Raw genomic sequence first — 15,620 nt, forward strand, 5'->3', positions numbered from 1 at the left:
ATATGATTGTCAAGAAAGAAGACGGCTATTACGTCCTTTCCGAAAAAACCAGGCGTAACTTGGGAGGACCTTACAAGACTGAGGATGAAGCCAGGAAAAGACTACGCCAGGTAGAGTTCTTCAAACATCAAAAAGGCTAAGAGCCTTTTTGAGTCTGCATCGTTAAGTATATTCCAATTTAAGTCATAAATAAAACATTATGAAACAAGTTTATATGGATCACAGCGCCACGACCGCTACCGACCCTGCGGTCACGGAAGCTATGCTTCCTTATTTTTCTGAAAAATACGGGAATCCCTCAAGCTTATACACGATAGGCCGGCAGGCAAGAAGAGCTATTGAGGAAGCAAGACAACATGTCTCCGACCTTATCGGCGCAAAGAAAGAAGAGATCATATTCACAGGCAGCGGAACAGAATCCGATAACCTTGCAATAAAAGGAAGCGTGCTCAAGAACCGGGGAAAAGGCGACCATATCATAACAAGTTCGATCGAACATCATGCGGTCCTTCACACCTGTAAATACCTTGAAAAAAATGGTTTCAAAGTTACATATCTTCCTGTAAGCAAAGAGGGGATTGTAAATCCGGCTGATGTTGAAAAAGCCATAACTCCGCAAACTATTCTGATCACGATAATGCATGCAAATAATGAAATTGGAACGATCCAGCCCATTGAGGAAATAGGAAAGATCGCAAAAGAAAAACAGATCACGTTCCATACTGATGCGGTACAGACCGCAGGAAAGATCCCTGTGAATGTTGATGCTCTTGGTGTTTCAATGTTATCTGTCAGCGCCCATAAAATTTACGGACCAAAAGGCGTTGGCGCGCTTTACTTGAGAAAAGGCACAGCTATCGAACCCCAATTGCACGGGGGCGGGCATGAAAGAAACATCCGTTCAAGCACAGAAAACGTACCGGGAATCGTTGGTTTCGGAAAAGCAAGCGAACTTGCAAAAGAACGACTCCCCCATGAGTCAAATTTAACAGCTTTAAGGGATTCACTAATTAAAGGTGTTCTTGAGATAGAGGATTCATATCTTAATGGTCATCCAGTAAAACGCCTTCCCAATAATGCAAATTTCAGGTTCAGCTTTATTGAAGGTGAATCCATGATATTGAATCTTGATATGAAAGGAGTGGCAGCTTCAACCGGTTCTGCGTGTTCATCCACCTCCCTTGAACCTTCACATGTGCTAATGGCTATCGGTCTTCGGCCCGAGGAAGCTCATGGCTCGCTGAGATTAACACTTGGACGGAAAAATACACAGGAAGATGTCGATTATGTGATTTCGGTGCTTCCTGATATTGTTAAGAAATTGCGGATGATATCTCCGCTTTCGAGGTAAAAAATGACTGAAGGATATAGCGAAAAAGTAATGGATCATTTTGCCAATCCGCGAAATGTTGGCGAAATAAAAGATGCTGATGGAATAGGAAAAGTTGGAAATCCAGTGTGTGGCGACGTGATGTGGATTTACATCAAGGTTAAAGATAACATACTTGAAGATGTCAAGTTCAAGACATTCGGCTGCGGGGCTGCGATCGCAACAAGCAGCATGATCACAGAACTTGCAAAGGGCAAGACGCTTGAGGAGGGACTTAAAATATCACGCGGGAATGTGGCAGAGGCGCTTGATGGTCTTCCCCAGGTTAAATTGCATTGCTCCAACCTTGCAGCAGATGGATTACACGCAGCGATCAAGGATTATCTTGAAAAGACGGGGAAGAAGCTGCCATAAACCTTTTTATCTAAGGCTCAATTACATCCACGTCTATATTAGCTGGAATGAAATATAAATCGGAGTATCCATCGTTACTTTTTGCGATTATTCCATTCTTAATTAGAACACTCAGATGATGCCTGATAGTCTTATAATCCATATTCAAAGCTGTTGCTAATTGATTTGCATTATAAGATTTATCCGAAAGATGTTTCAGGATCAATGCCCTGGTCTTTCCTCCACGCGTACCTTTAATCAGATAACATAGAAGTTTATGTTGTTTATTGGATTTCCTGAGTTCCTGTTTCAATAATCTATTTTCAGTAATATCCCTGGCTATCCCATGAATTTCTATTGTCCCGTCTCCGTATTTTATTTCCCTCGTTCTTATCTCAGCCCATCGGTGCTCACCATTCTTGCACACGACCTCAAGTATATCTGTTTGGTTCACCTTTTCCCCGGAAAGACGTTTTTTCCGGCGTTCTTCGATTATTACCAGACTCTCAGGTGTGACCCATTTATTAATATTAGTACCAATAACTTCCTCTTTTTTACCTCCAAGTGTTTGAAGTCCAACCTTATTCATCTTCAAAAAGTTGCCTCTGGAATCGAGCACGTACATAGCATCCTGGGCATTTTCAAAGAGGTCGCGGTATTTTTCCTCGGATTCTTTGAGGTCTTTCTCCAGCTTCATTTTCTCGGTTATATCCCTGATTATACCATGTGTTCCAATGATTTTATTTCCATCTTTAATAAGCCGTGTTCTTGCTTCGCCCCATTTATGTTCTCCTTTCTTGTTTATCGCTTCTATGACGACAGTCGGCTCCAAAGGCTGGTTTGAGAAAATCTTCCTGACACGGTCTTCAAATTTTTTATAACTTTCAGGCGTCACCCACTGTTTTATATTTGATCCTATTATTTCTTCTTCAGTAACGTCGAGTAATTTCAATCCGATTTTATTAATACTCAGGATATTTCCCTTCAAATCGTGTGTATATATAAAATCATTAGCATTCTCAAAGAGGTCCCGAAATTTTGCCTCCGATTCCTCCAATTCTAATTCAGTTTTCTTTTGTTTTGTAATATCTTTAGCTATGAATAAAAATTTTTTTACTCCATCAAAAATCATTTCAGCACGAGAATTTAACAAATATCGTATCTCACCTTTTTTAGTGATTATTTTTGCGTCTGCAATTTTTCCGCTATTTCCACTATTTAAACTGTTTTGAGCTTCGTGCCAAATTTTGATGTAGTCTTCCTTTACATCCTGAGGCAACATTTTAATGAAAGATTGTCCTAATAGCTCATCTTTCGGCCAGCCCACGATATTGAAAAAAGAGTCATTTCCAAATTCTATTTCACCCTGCATATTAACAACAGCGATCCCATCAAGGGATGAATCAATTATCGTTTTAAGATATTTTTCTGACTTATATAATTTATCATATATTTCTTTTATTTTATCTTCAGTACACCTGGCGTTCTGGATAATGGATGATGTCTGTGAGGCGGCGATAGTTACGAAATCAATCTCTTCTTCAGTAAAGTCATGCACTTTTGACATATAGACATTTAAGAGACCAATAACTTTCAATCCCTTTTTCATGGGAGTAAATAGCTGGGATCTGATATTGTATATTTTTGCCAATTTACACCAGGGTCCTGCGAGGGGTTCTTTATATATATCTGGAACAACATAATAACGACCCGTTTTCAATACGGCTCCCGAAGGGCTTGAGGATAATGGTACGCCTGCTTCTCTTGCTTCCCTGTGAACCTGCTCAATATAATCTTCCCGAAGACCAAACGATGAGGCTATCCTGAGTTCACCTGTCTCTTCATCGACCAGTATTATTGTGCCAGAATTTGCATTCATGGATTCACATGTAATACTCAGGATTTTTTGAAGGATTTCATCAAATCCTGAGGTGATATCTATTGAAGCAACATCTAAGAGGGCCTTTAATTTTACGTTTTTATTTATAGACATAATATAAAGTTCCTTCTATGGCATCTTCTATTTTACACACACTTATAGTTCACCAATCTTTTTACTTTTTTTTACCAAATCATGGCGCATGATCATGTAAATTTTAATAAATAGACAATAAATTGATAGATCATTTTTACCCGGAATTCTTCCGAAATTCAAAAATTGTTTATTTTAAAGAGTATTGGACGATCAATAATTTTAAAATTATTATACTTGATATATAACTTTTCTATCGTCCTGCCATCAACACCCGATTTCAATAATTTCACTCTATCTTCACGAGTTTTAAACATATGCATCTACCCACTTTTCCCTTTTCCTATTAATGACTATTTTAACATTTATTTGTTATAATCTTTTACCCGGACTTCACCCAAACATTTCAGTATCCTTAAAACTCGTTCAGATAACTTCATTATTCCGTATTCAAAATATATGAATAATGCCTGAAAGAAAGGTTACAAAAGTACTCCTGTTCCTTAAAAATATGGTATATGAGAGTACAAGTCCCATGGAGATTCTGCGATTTGCGAAATATTACCGCAAAAAAGGACTGGACGTAGTCATTGTCCTCTGGGGCCCGATGGGCGTTATCCTGGGAAAAAAAGGCAAAACCGGAACTCCTCCCTATGATGAGCGTGTTCGGGAATGCCTGGACATGGGAATAAAGATCAAGTGCTGTGAACTTGCTTCATCGATGATAGGTTTTAACAAGGACGAACTTATTGAGGGGATAGAAATGATCCATTCATTTGAAGTGGCTGACCTGATGCTTGAATATTGCGAAAAGGGGCAGCTTGTAATAAATCTGTAAATCTCCAGGCAAGTCTTTTTATTAAATAAAATCAATTAGCGCCACTATGGACAGAGAACTCCTTGAAAAAGTTAAAAGACGTGAGGTTAGTTTTCATGAAATTGATAAAACACTTGATGTAAATGCTTCGATCGAGTTGAGACGGACTGCTGTCTCCGAACTGACCGGAACACAACTAAATCATATTTCCAATTATTCGATGGATATTGAAAATGTCACGAAGCGCAATATAGAGAATATGATAGGCGCAATACAAGTTCCCCTGGGGGTAGCCGGGCCGCTTCGCATCAATGGTGAATATGCAAAAGGCGAATACTACATCCCCCTTGCAACGACAGAAGGCGCACTTGTCGCAAGCGCAGACAGGGGTAGCTCTGTTATCACTGCCTCGGGCGGTGCAAATGTGAGGATATTCAAGGACGAGATGACAAGAGCCCCGGTTTTCCGGACAAAAGATATAATAGGTGCAAAAAACCTTGCGGATTGGGTCAATGAAAATTTCGGGAGACTGAAACAAAAAGCGCAGGAGACTACACGTTTCGGGGAACTGCTTTCCATAAATGCGTTTACAGCAGGGAGAAATGTATTTTTACGATTTTCCTATGATACCAAGGATGCAATGGGAATGAATATGGTAACTATTGCCACGGATGCCGCCGTTGATCTCATATTATCCGAAAATGATGCTGAACTTGTTGCTTTATCAGGTAATATGTGTTCAGATAAGAAACCTGCTGCAATAAATGCAATCATGGGAAGGGGAAAATCTGTTTCTTCAGATGTGTTTCTCGATAAAGAGATAATATCTGAAAAACTAAAAACCACACCTGAAAAAATGGCAGAGGTAAATTACAGGAAAAGTTTGCTGGGCTCAGCCCTCGCAGGTTCGATCGGCTTTAATGCCCATGCAGCAAATATCGCAGCTGCCATGTTCATTGCATGCGGCCAGGATGCGGCGCATGTTGTGGAAGCAAGTAATGCCATCACTACAATGGAACTTACAGATGATGGTTTATACTGCTCTGTAACACTCCCGTCTCTCAATGTCGGAACAGTGGGTGGGGGAACGCGGATAGCCACGCAACAGGAATGCCTGAATATGCTGGGTGTGGCAGGAGCGGGAGAGCCGCCAGGTACGAATTCCAGGAAATTAGCCGAAATAATAGCCGCCGCAGTTCTTGCAGGTGAGATATCACTCGTTGGCGCACTTGCAGCCAGGCATCTTGCCAGGGCGCATGCGGCGCTTGGGAGATAAACATAAAGAATTTAAGCTTAACTTTTACTCTGGCAGCAAATTGCGCAGCTGTGTTCCCCTCCTTCATTCGTAAAATCGATGCACCCGCATTGTTCGCATGCTATTACTTCCCCGGTTTCACCATACAGCCTCTCTGCATCCTCTGGAATTGGTATTCTTTCAGGATGCCCTTCCGGAAGTTGCGGTGCATAGATATACGTCCACACACCTTTTGCCTTCATACGGATATTTATGGATGACGGATTATATTCTCCGTAGTCAATAACAAAAGTTGTTTTGAGTTCCTCGTTTTCGAGCACATCAAGGGGATAAGTTACTTTGACATCTTTATAACCTATACTTCGGAGACATCTCTTGAAATTCCCGGCTGCCGTATGAAAATTTTTGCGGATTTGACTTTCTGTGATTATTTCAGTCATGATTATACCACACCTTATGAACAGTATGTGTCATTCCAGTTATTTAACCACGTGGGTTCAAAGGGTAAAGATTCCCCTTCCGTGAGGGAGGGGATGAATTGTACCCTTTGCAATTGTTATTACTTTCATCCCGCTTGGGTCATGTATATATGGTATCATACCAATCTTCTGATGACGAACATCACACCCATGTGGTATCAAAGTTGATGTTGTCAAATAAGTGAAGTCTTGATATTGTTCAAGACCGATGTGGGTAAACGGTTGCAGCACAGCGTAAAACCTGCTAACAATTGTGCATATAATGTAATACTGTGATATATTACAAAATGCCAAGTGGACTGGCTATCGGTAAAGCGGTAATCTACGACAAACAGCCAAACGTAAAACGTAAGTTCCCCTCACGGGTTGCGAGGACTCGTAGGAAGCCCCAGCCCGAAAGGGTGGGGTAGTTCACTGTATATGGTAGGGTTGTGCTTGTCAAATCCTGCCAGGTTTCCGTGACCTGCATTAGATGTCTACAGCCACAGCCGATAATTTTCAGAAATCAGGTAAACAAAACCTTAATACGAAAACACTGAATAACTCACATTATGGTTTTTGATATATCCGGAATTTTGACTTACACTATTGCAAATAATTCGGTGAAGGACTATTTAATCTCTTTAATTATTTTTATAGCATCTATCGTTGTTTTAAGGATTTTCAAATATATTATCTTGAAGAAACTTAAAGAAATATTTGCCAGAACCATAACTGAATATGATGATCTTCTGGTAAAAGTTATCGATGCGTTTGGCTGGACGTTCTATATATTGATATCCGTATATATCGCTTTTCATTTTATTGTAATACCAGATAGTTTACGAACATTCCTGCTTTACCTGATAATAGTTCTTGGTACCTATTATGCAATCAAAGGTGTTCAAACTCTTATCGATTACGGCACGCATAAAATGATAGTAAAAAAACAGGAGGAAGATAGTGATGAAGAGGGCGGAACCGACACATCTGTAATAGATCTTCTGGGCAGGCTCCTGAAAATTTTTTTGTGGATCATGGCAGTGATCCTTATCCTTTCGAACCTGGGATACAATGTTTCAACCTTAGTAGCCGGGCTTGGGATCGGAGGTCTGGCAATTGCCATAGCTTTACAAAACATTTTAAGTGATATATTTGCCTCTTTTTCTATATACTTTGATAAACCCTTCCAGGAAGGGGATTTCATTACATTCGCAGATGAGAGCGGAACGGTGAAAAGGATAGGATTAAAATCCACACGTATCCAGACACTGCATGGCGAAGAACTCATAGTATCAAACAAGCAACTAATAGAATCAAAGGTACACAACTATAAACGAATGGAAATGCGAAGAGTTGTTTTCAATCTTGGTATTGGATACGGAACACCCAATGAAAAACTTGAAAAAATCCCTGTGATAATTAAGAAGATAATGGATAATATCAAGATGGCAAAATTTGACAGGGTTCATTTTGTTAAATTCGGAGATTTCAGTCTGGTTTTTGAAATAGTTTATTATGTGAAAACTCGTAATTACGATAAACATATGGATATTCGGCATGTAATAAACCTGGCTATAAATGAACAGTTTACAAAAGAAGGAATTGAAATCCGAAGGAATTAAGAATTAAAATGCTTAAGTGCAGAGGTTGATTATCAATCATTTGCCAATGAGATTATTTTTTTTGAGTTTTTCAAATACTTCTGTTCCTTTTTCTGTTAGAATAAATCGCTTCCATGTTTTTTTTCCAGGAGTCAGAGACTGGATCAGTCCCTTCTCTTCCAGTTCCCGCATTGCATAACTGATGTTCTGTAATGATCTATCGGTCGAATCTGCTATGTCGGATGCCTGTATCATCTTTTTTTCGTGCATCATTTTTAAAACAACTACTCTTCTTTCCACTCCCAGCACCCACATTGTCAATTCATCAATATTGATTATTCCCAGAATAAATAATTTGAGCAGTTGTTTATTAGAATCGGATGAGCATCCTAATTGATCCCAGATTTTTTCCTCCTCTGATTGCTGTTGTTGTAATGAATTAGTTTTGATATCCACACAGGGTTTATTAATTCTAAATTCACTTTTTGGGGGAAGAGGCATTATTGCTGCAATAGAAACTATTATTAACAACAGGATTAGCGGTATTCTCAGGTCTTTATGGAATCTTTCGTTGCCCTTCATATTCTTGCATTGGATTATTTTACATGCGTATTATGTTATCTATGATCAATAACAAGTTGTAACAAATTCGAAAGATTTATAACATTTGATAATTATTGTTCCTCAAACAGGCCTATCATTCACGTTGGATCTGAGTGGTGATAACTGTATAAAATTGGAGGAAAAAATACATGCAAATTGAAATTTTATCCATTGCGACTGAAACCAGGAATGACGGGGATACTTTAAAGATAAGGAAAAAAGGAGTGAATTGAAATGGTGGATATTTTATTACTTGATCAAACAACACTTATAAATATTCTTTTAATAGCCATCAGCGGCACCCTTATTTGCATAGGTGTGCACTTTGTGCCTGTAGGAGGCGCTCCGGCGGCAATGGCACAGGCTACTGGAATAGGAACAGGTACTGTGGAACTTGCAGCAGGTTCAGGGCTTGTGGGCCTTATAACAGCGGCTTACATGTATGCAAATGTTGAAAACGCACCAATGGCTTTAGTACTGGCTGCGGGAGCAGTCGGCTCCATGATAATGATATCGAGTGCAATGATAGCTGCCAGTTTAATTTATGCATATGGCGTAGGTGTTCCTTTTGCTTCGGCACAGGTAAAAAAAGACCCGATAACACGAGATAGCCAGGACATATATATGTCTAAAGGAACGCAGGGGCAGGGAGTTCCTACAGTATGTTTTGTCAGTGGAGTAATCGGGGCTGCGCTTGGAGGTATTGGAGGGGCTCTTATCTATTATGTCCTGGTTGGGATATACGGACAATTGATCAGTGCAACAAGCGCCGCCGCAGTTGCGGGCGTATTTACCCTGGGCGTTTTCTATGTTAATGCTGTTGTCCCATCCTATGGCGTAGGCGGAACAATAGAAGGCTTCCACGACCCCAAATTCAGGCGCGTCCTTCCAAAAGATGCCTTCACAAGCTTTATTGTGAGCCTTGTCCTTGGTGTCGTGGCAATAGTTATTGCGATGGGAATGTAACATGGTTCTTGAGTTCAGTTCAACGGTGGCTGGAGGATTATTAGTAATTTTCCTTATCGTCCTGCTGGGCCCATTTCTGATCAAAAAAATCGAACACAACCTTGAGGTTTTCCTTTTCTCCATGGGAGTGTTGGCAGTGACGGTGAACTCTCTCTTCCTGAAGGTATCAACAAGCACTGAATCAGGGGTTGAGGCGACATTACCTAACTGGAACTTCCACCTGATCGAAAAAGCACTTGTTGACCCTATCGAAATTTCGCTTGCTGTATTATTCGCAGGACTTATTTTCCACTATGGCCGCGGGCACATCCAGACCATAATTCAGAAAATACTGGCAAGAATACCGCTTAAGATAGTGGTCTTCGCGGTCATCGTGATTTTGGGTCTGCTCTCAAGCGTAATCACTGCCATCATTGCTGCGCTCCTTCTTGTTGAAATAGTCAGTGCATTGAAGCTCAATCGAAAAACGATGGTCAATTTGACAATAATCGCCTGCTTTGCAATTGGCCTGGGAGCTGCACTTACTCCTATCGGTGAGCCTCTCTCTACAATAGTTATAAAGACAAAGATGAAGGAGAGCTTCTTCTATCTTTTCGATTTGCTTGGAACATATATAATACCAGGAGTTCTGGCGTTCGGTATAATAGGCGTTTTCTTTGCATCTAAAAAAGAAAAGGAAGCACCAAAGGATGACGCTGTTGTAAAAGATGATGTTCACGAAAGAGTAAACGATGTACTGATCAGGGCAGCGAAGGTGTATGTGTTCGTAATGGCCCTTGTGCTGCTTGGAACCGGTTTTACACCGATCATTGAGTGGTATATTATCAAAATTTCGGGCGAATCCCTATACTGGGTGAACATGGTTTCAGCAATCCTTGATAATGCGACTCTTGCGGCTGCCGAAGTCGATCCTTCCATGATCATCCCTGGTGCACCTGACCCGGCTATCAAGATCAAAAGTGTCTTGATGGGATTGCTTGTATCGGGCGGTATGCTTATACCAGGTAATATACCTAATATTATAGCTGCGAATAAGCTTGGAATTACAAGCAAGGAATGGGCAAGGCTTGGGCTTCCACTGGGTCTTGTAGCAATGCTGGTATATTTCATAATACTTTATGCGCCGAACTATATCTGACAATTAATTAAACAATATGAGAAAATAATGATATGCAAACACTGTAGACACACTATTACGATGGCAGGAGGTATGTGCTTTCATACAGAGAATGGTCTCTCGCAAATCTGCAAGATATGTGGCTGCGGGTTTCCGGAACAGTTTCCGGAACAAGATGAGAATCAAACTGGAGAAAAGACATGAAAATAGAATTTATTGAGAAAATAAAGGAATTGGGAATAGGAGCGTATATTATAGCTATAGGCGTATTCTTTATTCTTTTGATGATAGGATGGTTAATTTATAATATTTTTATTTCTTCTAAAGGTTAGGCATCATAAAATTTTTTCAATTGAAAAATTGAAAAACTCCTATAACAACTGGTGCCTAACCGGAATTTTAATAAAGATATTTCCTGACATTAAAGTTGTGCAGGTTTTAAAACCTGTAGCTTGTAACATAAGAAATTAGAAATAATAAAATAAGTGAGGATAAAATGTTCGAAAAAGTTTTATTTCCAACAGATTTTTCAGAGTATTCACAGAAGACCCTTGAGTGCATTGGTGAGATTCCCGGGATAAAAGAATTGATGCTTTTGCATGTAGTTGACGCGACGCATCCTTCAAAGCGAGGATGGACACATGGACCGCATATCGAGAATACAAAAATTCTCATGGGAGAGAAAAAAGAATACCTAAATAGCCTCGGTTTGAAAGTGCAAACAAAAGTGGATGTGATAACAGAAGGTGAAGTCTACAGGGCGATCCTGGAAACTGCAGAAAAAGAAAAAGTTTCATTGATTGTAATGGGTGCCAGAGGAAAAAGCCAGATAAAAGATCTTCTTCTTGGAAGCGTATCTACAAAGGTAGTACACCATGCAAAGACAAACCTTCTGATCATGCGCTATAAATTGGTGAAAGACCTGGAAGGAGTAAAACATGAAAAATTCTGCCCGATGATTTTTTCAAAAGTGCTTTTACCGACTGATTTTTCCGAATTTGCAGGGGAGACGATATCTTTTATAAAAAATATAAAAGAGATTAAAGACATTGATCTTCTGAATGTGGTTAGCAAAGGTGAAACTGAGGAAGAAATAGAAGAAAATGTTAATGAGGCCAAAAAAAGGCTTGGCGACATCAGAGATGAGCTTGGACGGGCAGGTTTTATGGTGAAGGATCACGTTCGAGTTGGGAATGTTCCGGAGGAAATAATCTCAACAGCAGAGGATGAAAATGTATCACTAATAGCGATGAGCCCGCACGGGAAAGGCTGGCTCAGGGAATTATTGGTAGGAAGTACAACCTGTGCAGTGGTAAGAAGGGCAAACAGACCTGTTCTGGTAGTGAGAGCGAAGTAACAGATTTGGTGACCAAAATTCAGACGTGCAAATCCTGAAAAAGCACATTTTAAACTTCCAATGATCTCGAGACGAAAAGCAGGTCTGGTGCTTGGCCCTGTACTTTTTTTATTCATTCTACTCTCAGACATAGAAGGAATATCCTGGGAAGCTAAATCAATAGCAGCAAGCACTGCATGGATAGCATGCTGGTGGCTGACCGAAGCGATTCCAATACCTGCAACTTCGCTCCTTCCAATAATTCTTTTTCCTTTGCTTGGGGCTCTTGAGGTTGGAAAGGTTACGGCAGAGTATGGAAACCAGATAATATTCCTCCTGATCGGGGGATTTTTCATTGCTATTGCCATGGAGAAATGGGGACTTCATGTCAGGATCGCGCTTCACATCATCAGAACTATCGGAACAAGTCCCAGAAAGACAATAGCAGGGTTCATGGCTGCCACAGCTTTCATTTCCGCATGGATCAGCAATACTGCGACTGCCATGATGATGGTGCCAATAGCCACAGCGATCATATATCAGGCTTCAAAGGCAGGAGAGGATAAAAATTTTAACACAGCTATCATTCTCTCGGTAGCTTATGCAGCCTCAATAGGCGGGATAGCCACCATCATCGGTACGACACCAAATCTTATTTTTGCCGGTATATATCGCACATTTTACTCATCTGAAATAACTTTCCTCCAGTGGGTTTCTTTTGGTTTTCCGCTGGCGTTTTTTATATTAATTATATGTTGGATATATTTGGTATATATCACATATCCTCCGAGAATTAAAACTCTCGGAGATGGGATAACGGATGAGATTACAAGGCTTGGAGAAATTACCATTCAGGAGAGACGGGTATTGGCAATATTTTTATTAGCTGCTGCACTCTGGATCACAAGAGTTCTGTGGGGCACGTATATTCCAATGATAATGGATTCAAGCATCGCAATTTTTTGTGCGTTTTTGCTTTTTCTGATCCCGGGAAGGAAAGGAGAGGGGCTTCTGATATGGAAAGATGCGGTGAAGCTTCCGTGGGATGTAGTGCTTTTGCTTGGGGGAGGATTAGCCATAGCCAAAGGCTTTATAGAAACTGGTTTAGATGCGGGGATAGCGCAGCAGCTTCTTTTTCTGAAAAATATGCCTTCGGTCGTTATAATCCTGGCTGTTGTTACACTCACACTCTTACTGACTGAAATAACCTCAAATACCGCTACTGCTACAATTATACTGCCAGTGACAGCTTCCCTTGCTGCGGCGCTGGGTATTGAGCCTCTGGGATTAATGATCGCCGCAGCCATATCCTCTTCGCTTGCTTTCATGCTGCCGGTGGCTACGCCCCCTAATGCCATAGTGTTCGGCACAGGATATGTGACTATACCACAAATGGCAAAGGCTGGGTTCTGGATGAATTTATTTTGCATAGCGATTATAACATTATTTGTGACATTGAAACTTCTATAATTATGACTGATCTAATGATAAGAATATATGGGGTGTAATAATGCCAACTGAATCGGTTAAGTTTCTAATATTTTTTATTATTTCAATCCCTATTATTATAAAATCCAGCGATATTTTCACTGAGGGAGCCTCAAAATTAGCCAAGACTCTCGGGGTTTCCGATTTTGTCATCGGGATTACTGTTGTAGCGCTGGGAACCTCACTTCCCGAACTGGCTTCTGATATATATGCATCGTACATCGACCATGGCCAAATAGTTGTCGGAGATATAATCGGGAGCAATATCACTAACATTGGCCTGATCCTGGGTCTGACATGCATTATTAAACCACTTGCTATAAAACACACTGAAATTTACAGCGGGAAGGTACATCTTATAATACTGACCCTTGCATCTTCACTCTTACTCTTCACCGGTGGAATAGGACGGAGTGGTGGGGCTGTTCTTATAATTTTGTACATTTTTTATTTGAGGCATTCAATTATTACATCCAGGGAATTGGGTGTTGAATCTCTCGGAAAAAATGGTTCCATTAAAAATATTTTAGAAGTGATTATAGGACTGACCGGCATACTCATAGGAGCAAGGATTCTCGTAAATTCAATAATCGGACTGTCCATGGCTTATGATGTACCAGAATATCTTATTGCCCTTCTGCTTATGTCTATCGGGACTTCTTTGCCCGAACTGTTTGTTTCAGTGTCAGCTGCACGGAAAGGATATATGACAATGGCGCTTGGGAATATCATCGGAAGCAATGTTGCAAATATATTGTGGGTTCTTGGAGCTGCTGCTGTTATAAGGCCCATCATCATAGCTCCTGAACTTATTCTTACTCAAGTCCTAATCATGCTGCTGCTATCTGTATTACTAATCATTTTTAAAAAATCAGGATATATGATCGACAGAAGAGAAGGAGCTATTTTTTTGGGAATATATGTCATTTTTGTTATTGTAAGCATAGCTTTTGGGAATGATTTTAAACAACTGGAAGTTTAGCTATGTTAAACAAATATAATGTACAAGAATGGGATAAAGTTGGTTGAATGTCATATCAAATACATCCAAGGATCAGAGCGTCATTTATTGTTTTTTTATTCCTTATCCTCGTATTGATTTTAATATTTGCAAGCTTAAATATATTCGGCACTGCTTTCAGAAAACTGGGATTTCCTCCTGAGTATTCGGTCTATTTCCTTTTTTTATCGCTACTTGGAGGTAACGTGAACCTTCCTGTTAAAGTAGAGAAAATCACCATAGCCATTAACCTGGGAGGTGCTGTTATTCCTATAGTTATGTCAGGATTTCTGTTCACGATGGTAAGCCCTGTCGATGTGATAATAGCGATTCCGATCATGACTTTCCTCATCCATAGTATAGCAAGACCGGTGATAGGGAGAGGAATAGCAATACATGCCTTGCTTCCTCCATTTCTGGCTGCTGCGACAGCTCTCATAATCTCTCCTCATAATGCTCCTTTAATCGCTTATATTTCAGGAACGCTTGGATGCCTTATCGGAATTGATTTACTTAACTTGAAAAAAATACCTGATCTGGGAGTGCCCGTAGTTTCTATCGGGGGAGCCGGGACATTTGATGCAATATTTCTAACTGGCATAATATCTGTGCTCCTGGCATAGGGATTTCTGAGCTTTTTCACAAAAAGGTCGGGGGAAGTATACATGGCAGCGTGCTACTGGCCAGCTAGAATTTGGATTCGGCTTTTCGTCAACGCAGATGCTACTACTTGAGCATTTGCCAATTCCCAGGACGGACTCTCACCTCCAACGAGAAGAAGAGTAGGTATGGTGATTGCCGGTACTCCTTCATAAAGGATTAATCGTCGGATATTATTTGTAAGAAGTGCGGCTTTGATGGCACATAGCGCCCCATAGGAATGCCCTAGAACATTCACAGGTTGCCCAATTGAATCGACAAGTGCAGCCACATCCTCTGCTTCACGGTCTAGAGAATACGCAGGGCCGTCACCACTCTCACCACGTCCTCTGCGATCCATCGCATAGACTATAAAATGCTCTTCCAGGGAAGCGAGAATAAATTTCCAAGTTGTACTATGATCCGAAGTGGTTCCGTGAATGAGAACTAACGCAGAGCCCCTGCCGCTTCGTTGATAGGCAATCGGAGTTCCATCTTTCGATATCACTGTATCCATTATTATTAGTATGTGTCTGGCTGACGTATAACTATTGTGTTCTCTCGTCTTGTTCTTGAGCTTGTGGGGATAGAATGCGATGCCTGAGACGCAAAATGCAGAGCTTGAGGCGCGGCTCGCGAGGT

At 40.5% G+C, this 15,620-nt stretch carries 17 protein-coding genes; 13 read left to right on the plus strand and 4 right to left on the minus strand.

The window, feature by feature from the left end; translation table 11 throughout:
• Positions 1-2 precede the first annotated feature (2 nt).
• The 3 genes from CL181_RS20115 to nifU are packed head-to-tail and all read left to right on the plus strand — an operon-like array spanning position 3 to position 1,744.
• Positions 3-140: a hypothetical protein gene (locus CL181_RS20115; protein ID WP_176505066.1), complete on the plus strand. Its 138-nt coding sequence runs from the start codon at positions 3-5 to the stop codon at positions 138-140.
• 59 nt (positions 141-199) lie between these two features.
• Complete coding sequence (nifS, locus tag CL181_RS04920; protein ID WP_097298129.1) at positions 200-1,351, plus strand: cysteine desulfurase NifS; 1,152 nt, start codon at positions 200-202, stop codon at positions 1,349-1,351.
• A gap of 3 nt (positions 1,352-1,354) precedes the next feature.
• Positions 1,355-1,744: a Fe-S cluster assembly scaffold protein NifU gene (gene nifU / locus CL181_RS04925; protein ID WP_097298130.1), complete on the plus strand. Its 390-nt coding sequence runs from the start codon at positions 1,355-1,357 to the stop codon at positions 1,742-1,744.
• A gap of 10 nt (positions 1,745-1,754) precedes the next feature.
• On the opposite strand, the gene CL181_RS04930 is transcribed toward nifU, so the two are convergent.
• The gene (locus CL181_RS04930) at positions 1,755-3,716 is read right to left on the minus strand and encodes a PAS domain S-box protein (RefSeq protein ID WP_097298131.1); all 1,962 of its coding nucleotides are present in this window, start codon (positions 3,714-3,716) and stop codon (positions 1,755-1,757) included.
• 445 nt (positions 3,717-4,161) lie between these two features.
• Between CL181_RS04930 and CL181_RS04935 the strand changes: the two genes are divergently transcribed.
• Together CL181_RS04935 and hmgA are read left to right on the plus strand one after the other, a co-directional pair.
• A complete protein-coding gene (locus CL181_RS04935) occupies positions 4,162-4,533 on the plus strand; it encodes a DsrE family protein (RefSeq protein ID WP_097298132.1) in 372 nt (123 codons plus the stop codon).
• A 46-nt stretch (positions 4,534-4,579) separates the two neighbouring features.
• Entirely contained in the window at positions 4,580-5,788 is a 1,209-nt protein-coding gene (gene hmgA / locus CL181_RS04940) for a hydroxymethylglutaryl-CoA reductase (NADPH) (protein ID WP_097298133.1), read from the plus strand.
• Positions 5,789-5,805: 17 nt separating this feature from the next.
• Here the strand turns inward: hmgA and CL181_RS04945 are convergent, their stop codons facing one another.
• Entirely contained in the window at positions 5,806-6,207 is a 402-nt protein-coding gene (locus CL181_RS04945) for a hypothetical protein (protein ID WP_097298134.1), read from the minus strand.
• A gap of 590 nt (positions 6,208-6,797) precedes the next feature.
• On the opposite strand from CL181_RS04945, the gene CL181_RS04950 reads away from it, so the two are divergent.
• A complete protein-coding gene (locus CL181_RS04950; protein WP_097298135.1) occupies positions 6,798-7,850 on the plus strand; it encodes a mechanosensitive ion channel family protein in 1,053 nt (350 codons plus the stop codon).
• Between the two features lie 36 nt (positions 7,851-7,886).
• Here the strand turns inward: CL181_RS04950 and CL181_RS21055 are convergent, their stop codons facing one another.
• A complete protein-coding gene (locus CL181_RS21055; RefSeq protein WP_255251423.1) occupies positions 7,887-8,411 on the minus strand; it encodes a winged helix DNA-binding protein in 525 nt (174 codons plus the stop codon).
• Positions 8,412-8,666: 255 nt separating this feature from the next.
• Between CL181_RS21055 and mtrD the strand changes: the two genes are divergently transcribed.
• From mtrD to CL181_RS04985, 7 genes are all read left to right on the plus strand, one after another.
• Positions 8,667-9,398, plus strand: coding sequence for a tetrahydromethanopterin S-methyltransferase subunit D (gene mtrD, locus CL181_RS04960; protein ID WP_097298136.1), 732 nt, complete (start codon positions 8,667-8,669; stop codon positions 9,396-9,398).
• A gap of 1 nt (position 9,399) precedes the next feature.
• On the plus strand, positions 9,400-10,536 hold the full coding sequence (locus CL181_RS04965; RefSeq protein ID WP_097298137.1) for an SLC13 family permease: 1,137 nt from the start codon (positions 9,400-9,402) through the stop codon (positions 10,534-10,536).
• 179 nt (positions 10,537-10,715) lie between these two features.
• A complete protein-coding gene (locus CL181_RS21060; protein WP_255251424.1) occupies positions 10,716-10,847 on the plus strand; it encodes a hypothetical protein in 132 nt (43 codons plus the stop codon).
• Positions 10,848-11,011: 164 nt separating this feature from the next.
• Positions 11,012-11,872: a universal stress protein gene (locus CL181_RS04970; protein ID WP_097298138.1), complete on the plus strand. Its 861-nt coding sequence runs from the start codon at positions 11,012-11,014 to the stop codon at positions 11,870-11,872.
• A gap of 60 nt (positions 11,873-11,932) precedes the next feature.
• Positions 11,933-13,321: a DASS family sodium-coupled anion symporter gene (locus tag CL181_RS04975; protein ID WP_097298139.1), complete on the plus strand. Its 1,389-nt coding sequence runs from the start codon at positions 11,933-11,935 to the stop codon at positions 13,319-13,321.
• Between the two features lie 40 nt (positions 13,322-13,361).
• Entirely contained in the window at positions 13,362-14,321 is a 960-nt protein-coding gene (locus CL181_RS04980; RefSeq protein WP_097298140.1) for a calcium/sodium antiporter, read from the plus strand.
• 47 nt (positions 14,322-14,368) lie between these two features.
• Positions 14,369-14,962: a DUF1614 domain-containing protein gene (locus CL181_RS04985; protein WP_097298141.1), complete on the plus strand. Its 594-nt coding sequence runs from the start codon at positions 14,369-14,371 to the stop codon at positions 14,960-14,962.
• 53 nt (positions 14,963-15,015) lie between these two features.
• Here the strand turns inward: CL181_RS04985 and CL181_RS21465 are convergent, their stop codons facing one another.
• On the minus strand, positions 15,016-15,495 hold the full coding sequence (locus CL181_RS21465) for an alpha/beta fold hydrolase (RefSeq protein WP_097298142.1): 480 nt from the start codon (positions 15,493-15,495) through the stop codon (positions 15,016-15,018).
• Between the last annotated feature and the right edge of the window lie 125 nt (positions 15,496-15,620).

This window comes from Candidatus Methanoperedens sp. BLZ2, assembly GCF_002487355.1.
GTDB lineage: Archaea > Halobacteriota > Methanosarcinia > Methanosarcinales > Methanoperedenaceae > Methanoperedens.